Source organism: Sphingobium jiangsuense (assembly GCF_014196495.1).
Lineage (GTDB): Bacteria > Pseudomonadota > Alphaproteobacteria > Sphingomonadales > Sphingomonadaceae > Sphingobium > Sphingobium jiangsuense.
Genome location: NZ_JACIDT010000004.1, coordinates 20,800 through 40,155 on the forward strand (window position 1 = coordinate 20,800; position 19,356 = coordinate 40,155).

The window sequence follows — 19,356 nt, forward strand, 5'->3', positions numbered from 1 at the left end:
GCGCCTCATGGTTCAGGACAGCGGCGCCGGCAGCGCCACGTCCCGCCCGGCCAGCGCGGTCAGGCGCCATTGGCCAGGCGGCATGCCGAAGCGATCCTTGAATATCTTGCTGAAATGGCTGGAGTTGTTGAAGCCCCACATGAAGGCTATCTCCGTTACCGACTTTCCGCCATGGGCCGGGTCGACCAGCGCCTCGCGGCAGCGTTCCAGCCGTTCCTGCCAGATGAACTGGCTGAGCGTCACCGCCTCGTCGCTGAAGACCTTGTGGAGATGGCGCTTGGTGCAGCCGAATTTTTCGGCGATCGCGTCGATCGAAAGATCGGGGTCGCGCAGGCGGTGGCGCACATAGTCGATGACGCGGCCGCGCAGCGTGTCGCGCATCGGCACCGGCTGCCGCTGCATCTGCGCCTCGTTCATCGCCAGCCGCACCAGATGGCCGATGATGTCGGCCATGTCGGAATGCACCGAGGTGTCGAGCCCCTCATATTGCTGGAACAGCTGGAAGATATAATGGAACACCAAATTGGCCAGCCCAGGCTGGCCGCCATAGGCGCGCCCGCACATCGCGCGGATCTCATGCGGGCGCAGGCCCAGCCATGGCGCGGGGACCAGTACCGCATATTGTTCCACATCGGTAAGGCTGGTGATCGCATGCGCGCGGTTGGCCGTCCAGGCGGTCCAGCAGCCCGGCGTCAGGTGCACGTCCATGCCGTCCTGGCTCATGACCGCCGCACCGCGCGCCTGGATCAGGATAGGGATGATCTCCGGCCCGCCATTGCCGGGCGGGCGTTCCAGCCGGTGCGGCCCGGCCTCCACGCGCAGCATCCGCACCGGCCCCAGCGTCCCGACGCTGATGGTGCCGGAAAAGGCGAGGCTGTCGTCGGTCTGCACCGATACCCTGTTGCGCCCAGAACTGATTACCTCCCCCCAACGCACGAGCCGTTCGTTGGGGCTGAGGTCGCGCATATCGACCTGCGCGATATTGCCCATCCCTTTGCACTCCTCTTGCGGCGCGCCCTCTGCCGTGGCGTGCCTCAACGCCATTTATAGTAGGCGACTGGAATGCCGGGTCAACCGAGGAACGTCGCGGCTTTCTACCCGCGCGCCTGCCCTCTTCCCTAATCGGACTGAATCGTGCAGCATTGGCCCGCAGAAGATCGGCGATGATGCCGGCACAGAGAGGGGATGGTGCATGATGGCGCTGGATGACGCGATCCTGCCGGAAATCTACGCCACGGCGGAGGATGAGGGCCGCTGGGTGCCGGTGCTCGACCAGATCGGCCGCCGCCTGGGCGCGGGCAACGCCGTGGTCCAGATATTGGAGGAAGGCCCCCGGCAATATCATTGCCGCTGGCAGATGCGCGACACCTTCTCCCAGATGCAGGCGGACCGGCACGACACCTTCCTCAACAATGCCGACAATCCGCGCCTCGGCAAGGACCTGCTGGAGCGGGCCGACAGCGCGATGATCGTGCGCGACACCGATTACCGGCTGCGCAGCCACAGCCGCTTTTCGGACCTGCAACAGAAGCTGAAGCTCGCCGGGCTGGGGCAGGCGATCTGCGCGGTGCTGCCGCTCTCGCGGCATCATCATTTCTCGCTCATCCTGCACCGCAAGGAAGGGGACGATCGCGATTTCGGCGAGGAAGAGGAAGCGCTGCTGCGCGCGCTGCTGCCCCATGTGCAGCAGGCGGCCCGGCTCTTCATGAAGATATCGGGCTTCGCCGCCAGCAACCGGATGCTGCACGACGCGATCGACCAGCTGAGAACCGGCGTCGCGTTCTGCAATCGCGACCTGCGCGTCCACTGGATGAACGAGGCGGCCCGCGCGATGATCGGCCGCTCCGTCCACGTGACGCTGGCCGGGGGGCAGTTGCGCTGCGTCCGGGCGGAGGACGGGGCGGAGCTGCGCGAACTGGTGAGGGAGGCGCTCGCCGGGGGACCATCCGGCCAATGGCTGACGGTGGTGGGGCGGCGTGAGGACAATCCGCTGCAGGTCATGGCCGTGCCGGGCCAATTCGCGCCGCCCGCGGGCGTGCCGGAAACGCCGGGGGCGATGCTGGCGCTGCTGATGTCCGAGCCTTCGCGCGCGCCGGATTTCTCCGCCGGGGATATCGCCGCGCTGTTCGATCTGTCCCCGGCCGAGGCGCGCCTTGCCGCCGCGATCGCGCAGGGACTGTCGCTGGCCGACTATTCCCGCCAGCGCGGGGTGAGCATCGGCACCGCCCGCATCCAGATGAAGCAGGTGCTGGCGAAGATGCAGGCGGACCGGCAGGCCAATATGGTGCGCCAGCTGTGCGGATCGATCAGCGCCCAGACGCTGATGCGGACTCCCCTGACGGGGTAGCGGTCTGGAATAGGGTAGCCAATCGAATCTGGATGGTGGCCGGTTTCTCCCAATTCCCCACCATAAGAGAACCGTTCGCCCTGAATCCCTCGACAAGCTCAGCCCGAACGGGTTTGGGACATTCGTTCCCCGCCCCCAACCCCGCCTTTGGTGCCTGCCGTCCCCCAACACCCGCGCCTATATACCAAATGGGATATGCGCCCTTTCCTTCCGCTCCCTAAGACGGGGTGACGAGGCCGGGAACCGCGAAGCGCGCGGCCCGGCGCAACCGGTCAACACAGCCGGTCGCAGGGGGAGGAAAGGGCTGGTCCCGCATCGCCCGCCTGCGCCGGTATCAGGAGCAGGTGCCAGATGAAGAAACAGCCGACGATCCTCCTTTCCGCCTTGCTGGCGGCCTCCGCCCTCGCCCCGGCCCCGGCGGCGCTGGCGCAGCAGGCGCTGCCCGCCCCGTTGCAGGGCGCGCCCGCCTCCGACGTGCCGGTGGCGGTGCAGAATCTGCGCTGGATGATGCTGGACGGGCGGGTCAACAGCCTGATGTTCCGCAGCATGGACACGCTGTTCACGACGCGCTCCGTGCCCCGGTCGGGCGCGGTGTGGCATCTGCCCAAGACCGAGAAGGCGATGGACTTCACCTACAGCTTCGCGGGCAAGACCTACAAGGCCGAGGAGTTTCTGGAGCGCAGCTACACCAACGCGCTGCTGGTGATGAAGGACGGGCGCATCGTCAGCGAGATCTATCGCAACGCCAGTGACGAGCGCACCCGCTTCATGGCCTGGTCGATGACCAAGTCGATCACCTCGGTGCTGGTCGGCGCCGCGCTGGCCGAGGGGCGCATCAGGTCGCTCGACGATCCGATCGAGCGCTACCTGCCCGAGCTGAAGGACGGCGGCTATGCGGGCGTCACCATCCGCCAGATCCTCCAGATGCGCTCCGGCGTCGATTATGAGGAACGCTATGATTTCGACAAGCCCGGCACGGCGGCGCGCAACCATATCGCCGCGCTGGTGAAGAATGTCGCCCGCTTCGCCGACGCCGCGCGCACCATCGGCCGCGTGCACAAGCCCGGCGAGGTGTTCCAGTACAAGACAATCGACACCGCCGTGCTCGGCTGGCTGATCGAGCGCGTGTCGGGCACCACCGTCGCCGCCTATACCGCGCAGCATCTGTGGGAGCCGCTGGGCGCGGAGGCGGACGGCTTCTACATCATGGACGGCCCGCCCGGCGTCGGGCGCGAGTTCAGCGGTGCGGGCTTCAACGCGACGCTGCGCGACTTCGCCCGCTTCGGCCAGATGATGCTGGACGGGGGCGTCGCCAATGGCCGCCGTGTGGTTTCCGAGGACTGGGTGAAGCTTTCCACCGCGCCCGCCGGCGCCGAGGACGGCAAGCGGGGCGGATACGGGTTCCAGTGGTGGACCATGCCCGGCGGCCCCGCCTATTCGGCCATCGGCCTTCAGGGGCAATATGTATTCGTCGATCCCTCGACCCGCACCGTGGTGGTGAAGCTGAGCTATTTCCCGCCGGAGGACCAGACCGTGTCCGAGGAAACCGCGGCCTTTCTCGCCGCCGCCTCGCAATGGACGCCGCGCTGACGGACGGCCGCGCCCGCCGTCGAACGGCAATCGGACGCATGGACAGAACAGGGAGGATCATATGAAAACGGCTCATATCCACAGGCTCGCCGCCACCGCCATCGCGCTGTGCCTCGCCGCTCCGGCGATGGCGCAGCAGGCCCCGCAGGAAGACGGGCTGGGCGACATCATCGTCACCGCCCAGCGCCGCACCGAGCGGTTGCAGGACGTCCCCATCTCCGCCACCGCGCTCGACGGGGCGGGTCTCGCCGCCAAGGCGGTGACGTCGCTCGCCGACCTTCAGACGGCCACGCCTGCGCTCTCCATCTCCGACGGCGGCATCATCCAGAACGTCAACATCCGCGGCATCGGCCTTGCCAGCGATTCTCCCAATGTCACCGCCGGGGTCGCGACCTATGTGGATGGGCTGTTCCAGCCGCCGATCGTGCAGGCCAACAGCTTCTACGACCTTGCGGGCATAGAGGTGCTGCGCGGGCCGCAGGGTACGCTGGTGGGCAGCAACTCGACCGGCGGCGCGATCTTCATCAACAGCCGCAACCCGGATCTCGACGGCGGCGTCGGCGGCTATGCGCAGGCGGGCTACGGCAATTACGACAATGTCGCTCTGGAAGGCGCGCTCAACCTGCCGATGAACGAGGAGCTGGGCGTGCGCGTCGCGGGTTTCTATCGCGCGCATGACAGCTATTTCACCGATATCGGCCCGTTCGCGAACAAGGCGGGCAAGCTCAACGAAAAGGGCGGCCGCATCACGCTGATGTGGAAGCCGGAGGGCTTTCAGGCGATCGCCAAGGTGCAGATCAACGACCGCGACACCGGCGGCTATGCCTATCGCCCGATACCGGGTGCGCTGTACGGCAATTATCGCGTGGGCGACATCCGCACGCTCAGCTTCGATGCGCTGACCGGCAATCGCGACCTCGCCTTCATGGCCAGCCTGGAGCTGCGCAAGGAACTGGCGGGCGGCATCACGCTGCGCTCGCTCTCCGGCTATCAGAACAAGCGGATCAAGAACCTCTACGACGTCGACGGATCCCAGGCGCCCCTGGCGGCGGGCGGCGACGTAACGCAGGATTATTTCGCCGGGGAAAAGCAGTATAGCCAGGAAATCAACATCATTTCGCCGACCGACGGCCCGTTCGACTGGATATTGGGCGGCTATTTCCAGCGCAACGACATCACGGTGCGCATCTACGAAGTGCAGGGCGGCTTCCCGACCGACATAACGCCGGACAACCAGCGAACCACCACCGGCCTGTTCGCGCAGGGCAATTACGAGGTGTCGCCGGGCGTCGAGGTGCAGATCGGCGGGCGCTATTCCACCTACAAGGCGACCGGATCGGGCGAGGTGCGCATCGGCCGGGGCATTCCGGGCTTCCCGCCCGACGGCCTGCCCGTGTCCGACCTGTCGGGATCGCACAAGGATTCCCGCTTCACCGGCAAGGCGGCGATCAACTGGAAGGTCGACGGCGACAACCTGCTCTACGGTTTCGTCGCGCGCGGGTACAAGCCGGGCGGCTTCAGTTCCACGACTTCGGAATTCGACCCGGAAACCGTCACCAGCTATGAAATCGGCTGGAAGTCGAGCTTCCTCGACCGGAAGATTCGCACGCAGATCAACGCCTTCTACAACCGCTACTCGAACTTCCAGTTCAACGTCATAGAACCGAGCACCGGCTTCAACGGCGTGGAGAATATCTCCTCGGTCACGATCAAGGGGTTCGAGGCGCAGATGCAGGCGCGTTTCGGCGGGCTGGGGCTGGACGGCAGCGTCGCCTATGTCGATTCGAAGCTGGCGAGCGTCACCTTCGTCAACACGCGCAACCTGCCCGGCGGCACGCTGGGACCGCAATGCCCGGCGGGCACGCCGTCCAGCCCGCCGGTCTGCTTCGACTATGCGCCCTATATCCAGACGACCGGCAACGGCCCCAATCTCTACGCGCCGGAATGGACCTACAATATCGGCGTGGACTATCGCATCGACCTGGGCGGAGCGACGCTGACGCCGCGCGTCAACCTCTCCTATGTGGGCGCGCAATATACCTATCTCGGCTATTCGCCGGTCAGCGACCGGTTGCCGTCCCGCACGCTGCTGTCGGCGCTGCTGACCCTGCAACTGGAGCAATGGCGGCTGGAGGCCTATGGCACCAACCTTACCAACAGGCGCTATGTCAGCGGGCAGTTCGGCAGCAACGAATTCTACGGCGCCCCACGCGAATATGGGCTGCGTGCCGCGATCGATTTCTAAAAAGGCCGGGCGGCGGGGGCGGGTTCGCCCGGCCCCGGCCCTGTCTTCCCGACGACAGGGAGGAAGGGGTCACCCCTTCCCCGCCCTTTTTACCGATGGTCCGAGTGGACGATCGTTTTGGGCTGAAAGCTGACCTTGCCTTTACCGTCGCCCTGAACCTGGTTAGCTGCGCTGGCCTTCGGCTCAGGGTCCGTTTCGCCGGATCGGCCAACGGTCTGTTGGGCTTGATGGATGCTGAAACGAGTTCAAACTGACGCGTGGGCTATGTCAGTCCTCACTGCAACCCGGCCCTCGGCGGCCGGACCCGCAGATACTCAATTCGGCAAGGCGCGCCGCACTCCTGAAGCAAGGGTATAGACCGCCTGCCGCTGCGCGCCGCGATTATGATGGTCGACGCGGTAGCCCTGATAATGGCGGCGCAGCAGCCCCGCCTTCACCAGATCGGACACCGCGCGGCTGACATTGCACCGGGCCGAGCGGCGGACGCGGTTGCGCACCTCCTGCTCGACCGCGCCTTCGGCCAGCGCCGGGTCCTCCGGCAACTCCCCCTTCGCGCTCAGCTCCGCCTGCACCGTCTCGATGATCGCATGCCGCCGCCGGTCCCGCTGGGCCAGCGGGATCAGCGCGTCGCTCAACCAGTCACGGACCGGTATATGCCTGTTCCCCTCGACCACATAGGGGCCGACCTGCTGCCCCTTCCCCGCCGCCTTGGCGATCAGCGTCAGCACCATGAACGCATAGCGGGGCCGGGTCGAGACGTTGGAAATCCTCTCGATCAGCCCGGCCATGTCCAGCGCCGTCCTGTCCAGCGTCGATGCCGCCTGCTTGCTCTGTTCGAAAAGATCGGGTTGGTGGAACATATGGGGAATCTAGCAAATCCGGATTCCCTGTGAATCCCCCAAATTCACCGCCTGTCGTTTTTTCCGTACATGACACTTTACCCTGAGCGGCGGGCCGGGTGCGCGGGATCGTTGCAAACGCCCGATAAGGCCGGAAGCGCCTGTGGCAAGGCGGATGGCGGCGAGGATGGAGTCTGGTTCCTTCCGCGACAATAGTGACACTTTACCCCTCCCGGTAAAGTGTCACTACGGGCAATGGTCGGCCGCGACGGATCCCGGCCCTCCTGCATTGCAAATGTCTGTCGGGACTGGCCAAATTCTTCCTCACCGGCAAAGACCGTCCCGTTCGAGGACTGATTATCGCCCGAAAACTCTTACAGTCTTTGACTTATCGCGCGGAACAAGGCAGTAGATCCGCCTGATCGCCCTCACCCCGTGTCGATGATGGGCACCCATTGCGCTGTCGAAGGATGAACCATGGCCGAGATCGAGCAACCCGATTACACGACTTTGACTGTCCAGTTGTTGAGCGCCTATGTCGCCAACAACAAAGTCGACAGCGGGGACCTTGCCACGCTTATCCAGTCGACGCGGGCCGCCCTTGTCGGCGATGGGGCCGGAGGGTCCGAGCCGGAATTCAAGCCCGCCGTCAGCGTGGAGGACAGCCTTGCCTCCAGGGAGCATATCATCAGCCTGATCGACGGGCGGCCCTATAAGATGCTGCGGCGGCATCTCGCCCATCATGGGCTGAGCCCCGAACAATATCGCGCGCGCTACGGCCTGCCCGAAAGCTATCCGCTGGTCGCGCCCGCCTATGCCGAACTGCGCCGGGACGTGGCGCGCCGCATGGGTCTGGGCCATACGGCCAAGCCCGCCGAACCGGCCGCGCCGCAGCAGGCGGTGAAGGCGCCCGCTGCAAAGCCGGTCGAGCGCAAGGCCGTCAGGCCCGCGCCCGCCGCGAAGCCCGCCTCCAATCCCGCCCCTGCCGCGAAAGCGGTGGAGAAGGCCCCTGCCCAGCCCGCGAAAAAGCCCGCCGCTCGCAAGCCCGGCGCTACAGCTGCCAAGGCGGTGAACGCCGCGCCTGCCGCGAAGAAGCCCGCCGCTGCCCCGACCAAGGCATCCGCCGCGCCGCAGCAGGCGCCCAGGCCCGCCGCTTCCACTCCGGCGCCCGCAGCTCAGGCCGCCAAGCCGCAAGCCGCCGCGACGGCGGAGAAGGCGGCTCCGGCCCGGCAGGCCGATCGCGCTTCGAGCATGGCCAAGGCGGCGCCCTCCGCCAAGGCGGCGAAGCAGCCCGCCGCGAAGAAATCCGCCCCGCCCAAGGCGAGCGCGCCGAAAGCCAGTGCGCCCAAAGCCAGCACCCTCATGGCCAGCGCCCCCGCGCCGGCCGCCAAGGCATCGGGCAAGGCGAAGGCCGATGGCGGCGCGAAGGCCCCCAAGCCGGACGCCGCCAAGGCCAGCAAGGCCGCCGCGCCCAAAGCCGCGCGCAAGAAGCTGAGCCTGAAGATCCCGAAGGAAGACAAGACGGCAGACAGGGCGTCCCCCTCCGCTTCCGCGGCAAGCGGGAGCAAGGCCCCGGCACCGGCCGCCGAAAAGGCCTGAGCTTTCGGATATCGGCGGCCTTCCGGATCATTCCGGGGGCCGCCATTCCGGCCGACCATCCCGGCAATCCCGAAAAGTTGCCGGTCCTGAGCGCCCGCGCGCCCGGCGTTCAGCCGTGGTCGCCGGCCCGGCCGTCGCCTTCCAGCGCGTTGGCGATCATCGCCGCCAGCGTTTCTTCCGCCCGCTGCCGGACGGAGGCGTCCTTCGACGCGAAGTCATGGCGTATCCAGTGCGGGGCCCGTTCCAGCACGCTCTGAATGATGGTCTGAAGAGCTATGGTCATAACCGGTCTATGGGGGTTCGGCCCCGCGCATGCAACCATGGATGGCCCCGGCGCGCCGCCCGCGTGATTTTTCGCGCCGAACTGATGCGAATATTCGCTTTTCCGTTCAACAAGATCCGTTTTCGGATCAATCTTCATGTTCCATATTGAAAATGGATCGGCGCCGCCTAGATATGTCTTGTCACTTCCCCCTTAGTGACACCTCCCTGAACCTTGGCCCCGCCGTAGAGTTCGCTCCGGCGGGGCTCGTTTTGTCCGGCGACCTCAGGCCGCCGGTATCAATATGTCCGCGAAAAAGGCCGATAGTTCGTCGAAGGCGTCGAGCGGCACTATCTGGCTGACATATTGGTCCGGCCTCACGAGGATCGCGCAGCCTTCGGCCGCGTCCACGCCCCGCATCGCATAGATGTCGGCGCGCGGATCGGTGCAGAAGGCTTTCTCGTAATCGCGCAGGCCCAGCCGCCCCGTCGCGGGCAGCAGCAGCTCCGGCAGGGTGGCGATATCGAAGGTGCGATGCGGCACCGGTAACACCGCGCGGACATCGATGACGGCATCCACGTCCGCCCCCTCCGGCGCATAGCGCCGCAGCGGCGAGGCGGGATCCTCGGCCAGACGGCGGCAGAGCGGCGCGATGCTCGCCAGCGATGCCTCCGCATCCCCCGCCCGCGCGAACAGGTACAGGCGCCAGCGCCCGTCGGCGCGGGCGGCATGGCCCAGCTGCATCGGCTTCGCATCGGCAAGGCGGATCACCGGCGCGGAATGGAACCGCTTGCCGATCGGGAAGCCGGTGGCGAGATGCTGGTGCTCGCCCCTGCCGGTCAGCGTCGAAGGCAGGTAGCGGGTAGCCGTTCCCGCCGTATAATGGCCGTGCCGCACGAAATAGGACTGGACCTCGGCCGCGTCGACCTGCTTCGTCGCGGCGCTCAGCAACGCCGCCCATTCGCGGTCGAAGTCGATCAGTTCCTTGGCGATCGCGCGCCGTTCCTCCGAATAGGTCCGCAGCAGCTTCGGCTCGGCCTGCCCCCTCAGCACCGCCGCGAGCTTCCAGCCCAGGTTGAAGCTGTCCTGCATCGACACGTTCATGCCCTGCCCGGCCTTCGGGCTGTGCGTGTGGCAGGCGTCGCCCGCGATGAACACATGGGGCAGGCGCGTTCCGGCCTCTTCCTCCGGCACGTCGTCGAACCGGTGGCAGAGGCGCTGGCCGATCTCGTAGACCGACCACCAGGCCACTTCCTTCACATCGATATGATAGGGGTGGAACACCCGGTTGGCGGCGGCGATCACGTCGTCCACGGTGATGTTCCGCGCCGTCACCCGCTCATGCTCGCCCAGCTTGTCCATTTCCACATAGATGCGGACGAGATGGCCCCCTTCGCGCGGAATGAGGACGACGCTGCCGCCATTGGCCGAGTTGATGACGGATTTGAGCCGGATATCCGGGAAATCGGTAACGGCCAGCACGTCCATCACGCCCCAGGCCTGATTGGCCGAATCCCCTTCCAGCTTCAGGCCGAGCGAGGCCCGCACCGCGCTGCGCGCGCCGTCGCAGCCGACCGCGTAGCGCGCCCGCACCGTCTCGCTCGCCACGCCGCCGCCCGGCAGATCGACCTCGAAGCGCGCGGTGACCGGGCGGTCGGCGGCGGGATCGATATGCAGGTCGACCAGCCTGCGGCCGTACCACGGCTCCATCCGGTTGGGGGACTGGCGCATCACGTCCAGATAGAATTGATGGACGCGCGCCTGATTGATGATGACATGCGGGAATTCGGACAGGCCGTCCTCGGTATCCTGCACGCGGCCGCCGCGGAAAATGCCCTTGGCCGGGTCCGCGTCGGTGCGCCAGAAGCTCGTCTCGTTGACCCAATAGGCCTCGCGCAGCACCCGCTCGGCAAAGCCGAAGGCGTTGAACATCTCCACCGTGCGGCAGGCCACGCCATCGGCCTGCCCCAGTTCGAGCGGCCCCGGCTTCTGCTCGACGATGCAGGTTTCGATCTCCGGAAAGGCGGCGAGCTGGGCGGCCAGCGTCAGGCCGGCCGGGCCGCAGCCCACGATCAGCACATCGACCTCGGCGGGCGGACCCGCCTCATGCGCCCGTGCCTCGCCGCGCGGCGAGGCGGGCTGGAGGTCGGGATCGCCGGTACGGAACCCGTTGGAATGAAATTGCATCAGGCTTCTCCATCATTTGCGGATTTTGGCATTTGCAGGCTTTGGCGCGGAAACCGCCGGCGGCATCGGCATCGCTATTGCCTTCGACGCCCACGGTCTATAAATTCAGCATACTGATAGAATGCATACTTATTAATTTTCGACCTGTCAATCGCGAGGCATCAATGGACGACTACATCCGGGGCAATGAGGAGATGCCGGGCCATCTGGCGCGCCGTTTCCAGCAGATCGCCGTCGCCATCTTCCAGTCCGAAGTGGGTGCGGCGGGGTGCGACCTGACGCCGGTCCAATATGCGGCGCTGGTCGCGATTCGCGGCCGTCCCCGGATCGACCAGATCACGCTGGCGGGCGAGATCGCGCTCGATCGCACGACCACTACCGGCGTGGTCGACCGGCTGGAAAGCAAGGGGCTGATCACGCGACAGGTGAATGCGAAGGACCGGCGCGCGCGGGAACTTGCCGTCACGCCGGAAGGTCAGGCGATGCTCGACCGCATCGCGCCCGCCGTCAACGCGGCGCAGGCGCTGATGGTGCGGGGCCTCTCCGGCGAGGAGGCGGCCCGGTTGACGCGTCTGCTGCGCAAGGCGATCGAGGCCAACAACGAACTGAGCCGCGCGCCGAAGCGGGGGTGAGGCGCCCGCCGGGCGCGGATCAGCCTTCCGCCGCGTCCGCGGCCTCGGCCTCTATCGCCTTCGCCACCTCCGCCCAGCGGAACGGCGACAGGTCGATCGCCGGATGAACCGCCCCGCATTGCTTGCAGCGGCGCTTTTCCTCCGATCCATTGAATTCCGCGCAGGCGGCGGCATAGCCCGCCTGAACCGGGCCTTCGGCGATATGGCGGGAATGGAGCGTTTCGCCGCAGCCCTCGCATCGCCATTCGACCGTCTCGCCGCCATGATCCCGTGCCTTGTAGCGCAGCAGGATGCCGTTGCGGATCGTCCGCACCCGGTGCGCATAACCGGCGGGAACATAGACATAATCCCCCGGCTCCGTGTCGAAATGGCGCACCGGGCCGTCGACGAACTCGACCCGCGACGCGCCGGTGGGCTGGGCGATCACCGAATCCTTCGCGCAGCGCAGGTAGAAGGGCTGGTCGACCGAGTTGCGGCTGACATGCAACTGGGGGTCGACCTCCGGCCGCAGCATAGGAAATTCATCGAAGGATTCGAGCCGCTCGGCCTCCTTGATGAAATTGAACTTGTTCTTGCGCCGGGTGCGTACCGGTTGCGTCATGCTTTCCCTCCAGTCTCAACGCCGGATATGCGCCGGGGACCGATCCGGTACGCGGACATTCCATGCTCACTTGACAGATATTTGTCTATAAGACAGAATTTGTCAATATTGCGGCGAGGGATCATGCCCCGCCCGCCAGACCGGGAGTTTTCGTCATGAGTTCCGAAGTGGTTCCGATGAAGGCGAACGCCTTCGATATGACCCAGCGGTCGAGCACCCAGCTGCTGCCGCTCTTCCCCTATGTCCATCGCGGGGCGATCGTGCCGTGCAGCGTGGCGTTCGAAACCGACGGCAGCGGACGGAATATCGGCTATTTCGTGCATACCAACAGCGTGGACGAGATCGCCGTCACGCTGGCGTCCAACGGGCCGCAGCGCACCGGCGAGGTCGTCGTCGGTCCCCGCTCCCACGGCGTGGGCGGCGGCGGCTCGACCGCCGCCTTCTTCCGCGTCGGCGTGGTGACGCAGCGGCAGCTGGAGGACGGGGAGCAGCCCGAAGAGGTCAGCTTCCAGTGCGAGAAATGCAATGCGGAGCTGCTGCATCACCGGGTCAACATGGCGCATGACGGGGAAGGCCCCCGCTATGGAGCGCTGCCGTCCAACCTGATGAACGAGCAGGCGGTGGCCCAGCTCAATGCCTCGGCCGAAGCGCGCACCTGCAAGGCGTGCGGCCATGTCAACCCGGAGTTCCCGATCGCCATCTGGGGCTGGAGCCGATATGTCCGCAACTCCCGGATCGCGCAGCGGGGGTGGGAAGCCATACGGGATCTGGAACAGGCCGGGGAAGCGGGCTGAGCCATCGCCCGCGGCCGCGCGCCGCATGCGTGACGACGACAGAACAAGGCAAAATCAAGGACGGGGAGGACGCCGCATGGCGATGATGAATGGCGAGGCCATGGACGGGCCGGAAGAACGCGACCGCACACCGATCACGGCCTATGCCGCCACCATGCTGGCGCTGTGCCTGTTCGTGGGGGCGACCGAAGGCTATGACGTGCAGGCGATGGCTCTCGCCGCGCCGCTGGTCAAGGCGGGCTGGGGGCTGGGCTTCAACCAGATCGGCGCGCTGCTGTCGATTTCCGCCATCGGCCTTGTGCTCGGCAGCTTCCTGCTCTCGCCGCTGGGCGACAGCCTGGGGCGGCGGCCGGCCATCCTCCTCGGTCTGTTCATCGCCGCGATCGGCACCGGGACGGGCGCGCTGGCGCCCGATTTCCGCTGGCTGGCGGTGACGCGCCTCGTTGCCGGGCTGGGCCTGGGCCTTGCGCTGCCCAATGTGCTGGCGATGGCGATGGAACTGATGCCGCGCCGCGTCCACACCTTCGCGGTGGTCATCGTCAGCTGCGGTTATCCGCTGGGGTCCGCGCTGGGCGGCGCCTTCGCGAGCGCGCTGGTGCCGGCGCATGGGCATGCGGCGGTTTTCTTCGTCGGCGGCGCGGGCACGACGATCGCCCTGCTGCTGTGCGCGCTGTTCCTGCCGGAATCGCCGTCCTTCCTCGCGCATCGTCCGGGCCGGGCGGTGGAGCTGGAGCGGGTTCTCGCCCGCCTCGGCCGCCGCATCCCGGCGGAGAGCCTGCACCGCAAGGTAGAGGCGATCGAGGGCTTCCGCGCGCGCATCGCCGCCATCTTCGCGCCGGAGCGGCGGCGGCTCACCTCGCTGTTGTGGATGATGAACCTCGGCAATGTCGCGCTGGTCTATTTCTTCTTCAGCTGGTTGCCGTCGCTGATCGTCGCCAGCGGGCTGACGGCGCGGGACGCGATCCTCGCGACCTCGCTGTTCAGCGCCAGCGGCGCGGTCGGCGCGCTGGCGCTGGCCTTCCTGCTGCCCCGGCTGGGGCCGGTGCGGGTGCTGGCCGCAGCCTATCTGCTGGCGATCGCCGCCACCAGCGCGCTGGCGGTCGGCGTCGGCGCGGGCATCGCCTTCTATCTCGCGCTCATGGTTTCGGGCGTGGTGGTGGTCGGCTCGCAATTCTGCCTCAGCGCGGTGGTGGCGCAGGCCTATCCCGGCGCGATCCGGGCGACCGCATCGGGCTTCGCCACCGGCATCGGCCGCGCGGGCGCGATAGCGACGCCGATCGCGGCGGGCGCGTTGATCGGGCTGTTCCAGGGATCGGGCCGGTCGTTCATGATCGCCCTCATCCCGGCGGCGATCGCGCTCGTCGCGGCGGTCTTGCTGGAATTCTGGGGTGACTTGCGGCGCGCGCGTTCGTAAAGGGCGGAAGGCCATCGAAGAAATGTGGCCGGATGCGGAGAATGTGCGATGAAATCGAATCCGGTCGAACCGCAAGCCGTCGTCGAGCGCACCGCCCAGGGCGAGGCGCTCAACGACCTGATCCTGACCATCTTCCGCGTCAGCGGGCGCCTCAACCGCGCGGGCGATGCGCTGTCGCGCGACCTGAACCTGACATCGGCGCGCTGGCAGGTGCTGGGCGCGATCGCCAGCCAGCCCAGGACGATCGCGCAGATCGCGCGCCAGAACGAGCTGACGCGGCAGGGCATCCTCTGGGTGGTGCAGGCGATGGTCAAGGACGGGCTGGTCGAGCTGATCCACAATCCCGATCATCGCCGGGCCAAGCTCGTCCGCCATACGCAGGCGGGCGCGGATATCTATCGCGAAATCACGTCGCGGCAGCGGCGCTGGGTGAGCGAGCTGGCCTCCCCCTTTTCGGAGGCGGAGCTGAAGGAAGGCACGCGCCTGCTGACGCGGCTGGCCGAGGCGGTGGTCGCCGAGGAGGAAGAGGGCGAGTGATTTCGCCTGTGTGAAAATCATTGTCATAATGACAATAGTTTGTCATTCTCTCTTCACGAGAAGAGAGGAGACATTTTCATGGCTGGCACGGAACCCCGGATCGATCGATCGCTGACGCTGCATTTCGTCGGCGACTGGGGGCAGGCGAATTTCCATCGCGTCTGTTCCTGGCTGTCGCAGGAATTCTGCCGCCGCGCGGGCGCGCGCAGCCGGGTGGCGATCTGGAATATTCGGGAAGGCGGCATAGAGGCGATCGATCAGGTTCAGGATGGCGAGGCCGATCTGTGCATCGTCACCCCCGCGATGCTGATGCCCGCCGCGCTCGACGGACGGCTGATCTTCGAAAAGCGGCCCGCGCCCGATCTGCGCGCGCTGGTCGCCATGCCGCAGAACGACCGGATGATCCTGGCGCTCGATCCGGCGCTGGGCATTTCCAGCTTCGAGGAGCTGCGCGCCCGGCGCCCGGCGCTGCGCATCGCCACCTCGCCCGATGACGACACCAATTTCATCGGCCATGTGGCGCGCCTGTTCTCGGAAGCGCACGGCATCGGCCGCGATACGCTGAACCGGTGGGGCGGCGATTTCGTCTACGACACCCACCCGATGGATTCGATCGGGCGGATGCTGCGGGGCGAGGTGGACGGGCTGTTGCAGGAAGCGGTGATGTCGCCCGGCTGGACCGAACTGGTCGAGCAGCGCCGCGCGATCCCGCTGCCCGCCGAAAAGGACGCATTGGCCCGGCTGGAGGCGCTGGGCCTGCCCGCCAACCCCTTGCCCTCCGGCTATTGGAGCACGATTGAGGGGCCGCTCGATGCGCTCGATTTCTCCGATTTCCTCGTCCTCGTCCGCAGCGACATGCCGGAGGACGTCGCGCACCTGCTGACCTGGTGCCTTGTCGAGCGGCGCGAGGGGATGGAGCGGCAATATCGGCACCTGCCGCCGCAGCGCAGCCCGCTCAGCTATCCGCTCGACCCGGCGAAAATGGCGCGGACCAGCGTTCCCCTCCATCCCGGCGCGCTCCGCTATTTTCAGGAAACGGGCCTCTCCTGAATCGCCATCCGCATGATTGACTTATATTTGTCTTTATGACAAAACATTGTCATAAATAATATCCGAAAGAGGGAGAGGCCGGATGGAGGATATCCATAGCGTCATCATCGTCGGTGCCGGTCAGGCGGGCGGCCGCGCCGCGAAAGCCGTGCGCGCGGCGGGCTATTCCGGCCGCGTCGTCCTGATCGGCGAGGAAGAGCACCTGCCCTATGAGCGGCCCGCCCTTTCCAAGGCGGTGCTGCTCGATCCGGCGGCGCAGGCGCCCTCGGTGCTGACCGGGGCGGATTGCGCGGCGCTGGATCTGGACATGCGCGCCGGCCGTGCGGTCGCCGCCATCGACCGCGCCGCGCGCGAGGTGGTGCTGGCCGATGGGGAACGCCTCGGCTGGGACAGGCTGCTGCTGGCGACGGGAAGCCGGGTGCGCCCGCTGGCGATCGACGGCGTGCCGCCGCAATCGATCATGACGTTGCGCACGCTCGACGATGCCCGGCTGCTGCGCGAGCGGCTCGCCGCCGGGTCGGACATCGCGGTCGTCGGCGGCGGCTTCATCGGGCTGGAGGTCGCGGCCAGCGCCGCGAAGCTGGGGTGCCGGGTGACGGTGGTGGAGGCCGCCGACCGCCTGCTGCCGCGACTGGGCTGCCCGGAAGCGAGCGCCATGGTCCTCGCCCATCATCGCCGTGCGGGCATCGATATCCGTCTGGCGACGACGGTGAAGCACGGTGACGGGCAGGCGCTGGAACTCTCCGACGGCAGTTCCGTTCCCGCGACAGTAATCGTCGCCGGGATCGGCGTGTCCCCCGACACCGCGCTGGCCGAGGCCGCCGGGCTGGAATGCGACGACGGCATCATCGTCGATGAATATGGGCGCACGTCCGATCCGGCGATTTTCGCGGCCGGTGACGTGACGCGCCATCGCCATCCGCTGCTCTGTCGGCATATCCGGCTGGAATCCTGGCAGAACGCCAATGTCCAGGCGGAGGCGGCCGGGCGGTCGATGGTGGGCGTGCCGACGGTCAGCGCCGAGATTCCATGGCTCTGGTCCGATCAGGGCGATCTCAACCTTCAGGTCGCGGGCGCGCCGGAACGGGTCGACACCGTGGTGATGCGCGGCGACCCCGATGGCGAGGGCGGCATCACCCTCTTCCAGTTTCAGGACGGGCAGCTGGTGGGCGGCGTGACCGTCAATCGCGGCAAGGACATGCCGATGATCCGCCGGATGCTCGCGCTGCCGACCCTGCAACTGGACCCGCAGGCGCTCGCCGATCCCGACACGCCGCTGCGGCGGCTTCTGCCAGCACGAGAGACAGCATGACCGATATCACCATCCTGGTTGCGACGATGAGCGGCACCGCCGAAATGGTCGCCGACGAAATCGCGGGGCGTCTGGAGGATGCGGGCGCGCAGGCGCGCATCCTTCGCATGGAAAAAGCCGATATCGGTACGCTGAAGGATGCGGAAGGGCCGCTCCTCATCTGCTCCTCCACCTATGGCACCGGCGACGTGCCGGATAATGGCGCGGCGCTTTACGGTGCGCTGGAGGCCGGCAGGCCCGACCTGTCGGGCGTGCGCTACGGCGTGGTGGCGCTGGGCGACAGCGTCTATCCGCAGACCTTCTGCTTCGGCGGGCGCAAGTTCGACGCCCTCCTCTCCTCGCTCGGCGCGCGGCGGATCGGCGAGCGCTTCGAGCATGACTCGCGCAGCGGCGTCTATCCGGAGGATGCCGCCGCCGACTGGGCGGAGCAATGGTTCGCCTCCCTCGACGATTGACCAGACGAAGAAAAAGGAGCCTTCCTGCCGTGACTTCATCGACCCTATCGATCCCGGTTTCCGACGGGGGAGCCATTCCCGCCCATTGCGCGCTGCCTTCCCCCGGCAAGGCGCCCGCCGCCGCCATCATCGTGCTGCAGGAGATATTCGGCGTGAACGCCAATATCCGCGCGATCGCGGATGGCTATGCGGCGCGGGGCTTCATCGCGATCGCGCCCGATCTGTTCTGGCGGCTGGAGCCGGGCGTCGATCTCGATCCCTCCGATCCCGCCTCGCGCGACCGCGCGATGGGGCTGATGCAGCGTTTCGACGCGCCCGCCGCCCTGCGCGACATTGCCGCCGTCGCGGCCCATGCGCGCGGCCTGCCCGGCGCGTCGGGCAAGGTCGGGGCGGTCGGCTATTGCCTCGGCGGCAAGCTGGCCTATCTCGTCTCGACCATCGGGGCGGTGGACGCCGCGGTTTCCTATTACGGCACCGGCATCCATGCCTCGCTCGACAAGGCGGCGGAGGTGGCCTGCCCGCTGCTGCTGCATCTGGCGCTGGAGGACACTCTCTGCCCGCCCGAAGCGCAGGACGCGATCCGCGCCGGTTTCGCGCCGCTGGCCGACCGGGTGAGGATCGAGGAATATCCGGGCGCAGGGCACGCCTTCGCCCGGCGCGGCGCGCCGACGTGCGATCCGGCCTGCGCCGACCGCGCCGATGCCGCGACCCATGGCTTTTTCGACCGGCATCTCGCGGGCGGGCAATGACCGGCGAAGCGGCCGGAGAGGCGTTGCGCGCCGGGATCGCCGATGCGAGCCGGATCCTCGCGGGCCTCGGCATTCTCGATGCCTTCGGCCATGTCAGCGTCCGCTCGCCCGGCCGGGCCGACCGCTTCCTGATGTCGCGCTCGCTGGCGCCTGCGCTGGTCGGGCCGGGCGACGTCATCGAACTGGACCTCGACGGCAACTGCGTTTCCGATCCGGCGGCGCGGCCCTTCCTCGAACGGTTCATCCATGCCGAACTCTACCGGTTGCGCGCCGATGTGGGTGCGGTAGTGCACAGCCATAGCCCGGACGTGCTGCCCTTCACCGTGGTGCCGACGGCGCGGATGCGGCCGATATGCCATATTTGCGGCTTTCTGGCGGGGACGCCCGCGCCCTTCGACGTCGCCGATCATGCGGGGCCGGGCACCGACCTGCTGATCCGGGAATCGGCCACGGGCGCGGCGCTGGCCCGCCATCTCGCTGACAAGGCGGTGGTGCCGATGCGCGGGCACGGCTTCACGGCGGTGGGCGAAACCATCGAGCAGGCGACGTTCCGCGCCGTCTACACCGCGCGCAATTGCCGGATCGAGCGGGAGGCCCGGATGCTGGGCGAGCCGCTGTTCCTCACCGACGAGGAGGCGGCGGCCTGCGACGCGACGACCAACGGCCAGATCGGCCGCGCCTGGGCCTTGTGGCGCGACCAATGGGGGCTGCCCGCGGCGGCCTGACGGGGAAGAGGGAGAGAG

Annotated in this window: 18 protein-coding genes; 13 read left to right on the forward strand and 5 right to left on the reverse strand. The window is 67.3% G+C overall.

All coding sequences use genetic code 11. The annotated features are described in order from the left end of the window. Positions 1–12 precede the first annotated feature (12 nt). Entirely contained in the window at positions 13–990 is a 978-nt protein-coding gene (locus GGR43_RS06890; RefSeq protein WP_188071236.1) for a helix-turn-helix domain-containing protein, read from the reverse strand. A 202-nt stretch (positions 991–1,192) separates the two neighbouring features. Here GGR43_RS06890 and GGR43_RS06895 point away from each other — a divergent pair, with 202 nt between their 5' ends. The 3 genes from GGR43_RS06895 (at position 1,193) to GGR43_RS06905 (ending at position 6,182) form a co-directional block, all read left to right on the forward strand. Further along, positions 1,193–2,347 (forward strand): PAS domain-containing protein, encoded by a 1,155-nt coding sequence (locus GGR43_RS06895; protein WP_188071237.1) that lies wholly within the window; start codon positions 1,193–1,195, stop codon positions 2,345–2,347. Positions 2,348–2,698: 351 nt separating this feature from the next. After that, positions 2,699–3,937 (forward strand): serine hydrolase domain-containing protein, encoded by a 1,239-nt coding sequence (locus tag GGR43_RS06900; RefSeq protein WP_188071238.1) that lies wholly within the window; start codon positions 2,699–2,701, stop codon positions 3,935–3,937. 61 nt (positions 3,938–3,998) lie between these two features. After that, positions 3,999–6,182: a TonB-dependent receptor gene (locus GGR43_RS06905; protein ID WP_188071239.1), complete on the forward strand. Its 2,184-nt coding sequence runs from the start codon at positions 3,999–4,001 to the stop codon at positions 6,180–6,182. A 314-nt stretch (positions 6,183–6,496) separates the two neighbouring features. Here the strand turns inward: GGR43_RS06905 and GGR43_RS06910 are convergent, their stop codons facing one another. Next, complete coding sequence (locus GGR43_RS06910) at positions 6,497–7,042, reverse strand: hypothetical protein (protein ID WP_188071240.1); 546 nt, start codon at positions 7,040–7,042, stop codon at positions 6,497–6,499. Positions 7,043–7,498: 456 nt separating this feature from the next. Here GGR43_RS06910 and GGR43_RS06915 point away from each other — a divergent pair, with 456 nt between their 5' ends. Beyond that, positions 7,499–8,620 carry a Ros/MucR family transcriptional regulator gene (locus tag GGR43_RS06915; protein ID WP_188071241.1) on the forward strand — a complete coding sequence of 374 codons (1,122 nt, stop codon included), beginning with the start codon at positions 7,499–7,501 and terminating at the stop codon, positions 8,618–8,620. Positions 8,621–8,729: 109 nt separating this feature from the next. Here the strand turns inward: GGR43_RS06915 and GGR43_RS06920 are convergent, their stop codons facing one another. Both GGR43_RS06920 and GGR43_RS06925 read right to left on the reverse strand, forming a co-directional pair. Then, positions 8,730–9,041: a DUF6771 family protein gene (locus tag GGR43_RS06920; protein ID WP_188071515.1), complete on the reverse strand. Its 312-nt coding sequence runs from the start codon at positions 9,039–9,041 to the stop codon at positions 8,730–8,732. Positions 9,042–9,167: 126 nt separating this feature from the next. Beyond that, on the reverse strand, positions 9,168–11,069 hold the full coding sequence (locus GGR43_RS06925; protein WP_188071242.1) for an FAD-binding monooxygenase: 1,902 nt from the start codon (positions 11,067–11,069) through the stop codon (positions 9,168–9,170). A 164-nt stretch (positions 11,070–11,233) separates the two neighbouring features. On the opposite strand from GGR43_RS06925, the gene GGR43_RS06930 reads away from it, so the two are divergent. After that, the gene (locus GGR43_RS06930; RefSeq protein WP_223177335.1) at positions 11,234–11,701 is read left to right on the forward strand and encodes a MarR family winged helix-turn-helix transcriptional regulator; all 468 of its coding nucleotides are present in this window, start codon (positions 11,234–11,236) and stop codon (positions 11,699–11,701) included. Between the two features lie 19 nt (positions 11,702–11,720). On the opposite strand, the gene GGR43_RS06935 is transcribed toward GGR43_RS06930, so the two are convergent. After that, positions 11,721–12,302, reverse strand: coding sequence for a cupin domain-containing protein (locus GGR43_RS06935; RefSeq protein ID WP_188071243.1), 582 nt, complete (start codon positions 12,300–12,302; stop codon positions 11,721–11,723). A gap of 155 nt (positions 12,303–12,457) precedes the next feature. Between GGR43_RS06935 and GGR43_RS06940 the strand changes: the two genes are divergently transcribed. The 8 genes from GGR43_RS06940 to GGR43_RS06975 all read left to right on the forward strand — a co-directional run bounded on the left by GGR43_RS06940 (position 12,458) and on the right by GGR43_RS06975 (position 19,338). Further along, entirely contained in the window at positions 12,458–13,096 is a 639-nt protein-coding gene (locus GGR43_RS06940) for a cupin domain-containing protein (RefSeq protein ID WP_188071244.1), read from the forward strand. Between the two features lie 76 nt (positions 13,097–13,172). Then, complete coding sequence (locus GGR43_RS06945) at positions 13,173–14,510, forward strand: MFS transporter (RefSeq protein ID WP_188071245.1); 1,338 nt, start codon at positions 13,173–13,175, stop codon at positions 14,508–14,510. Between the two features lie 48 nt (positions 14,511–14,558). Beyond that, entirely contained in the window at positions 14,559–15,047 is a 489-nt protein-coding gene (locus tag GGR43_RS06950; protein WP_188071246.1) for a MarR family winged helix-turn-helix transcriptional regulator, read from the forward strand. A 78-nt stretch (positions 15,048–15,125) separates the two neighbouring features. Further along, positions 15,126–16,097: a TAXI family TRAP transporter solute-binding subunit gene (locus GGR43_RS06955; protein WP_188071247.1), complete on the forward strand. Its 972-nt coding sequence runs from the start codon at positions 15,126–15,128 to the stop codon at positions 16,095–16,097. Between the two features lie 82 nt (positions 16,098–16,179). Then, positions 16,180–17,409 (forward strand): NAD(P)/FAD-dependent oxidoreductase, encoded by a 1,230-nt coding sequence (locus tag GGR43_RS06960; RefSeq protein WP_188071248.1) that lies wholly within the window; start codon positions 16,180–16,182, stop codon positions 17,407–17,409. Further along, a complete protein-coding gene (locus GGR43_RS06965; protein WP_188071249.1) occupies positions 17,406–17,864 on the forward strand; it encodes a flavodoxin domain-containing protein in 459 nt (152 codons plus the stop codon). Before GGR43_RS06960 ends, GGR43_RS06965 begins: the two co-directional genes overlap by 4 nt. Before the next feature lie 29 nt (positions 17,865–17,893). Then, positions 17,894–18,613: a dienelactone hydrolase family protein gene (locus GGR43_RS06970; RefSeq protein ID WP_223177336.1), complete on the forward strand. Its 720-nt coding sequence runs from the start codon at positions 17,894–17,896 to the stop codon at positions 18,611–18,613. Then, the gene (locus GGR43_RS06975; protein WP_188071251.1) at positions 18,610–19,338 is read left to right on the forward strand and encodes a class II aldolase/adducin family protein; all 729 of its coding nucleotides are present in this window, start codon (positions 18,610–18,612) and stop codon (positions 19,336–19,338) included. Before GGR43_RS06970 ends, GGR43_RS06975 begins: the two co-directional genes overlap by 4 nt. Positions 19,339–19,356: the final 18 nt, after the last annotated feature.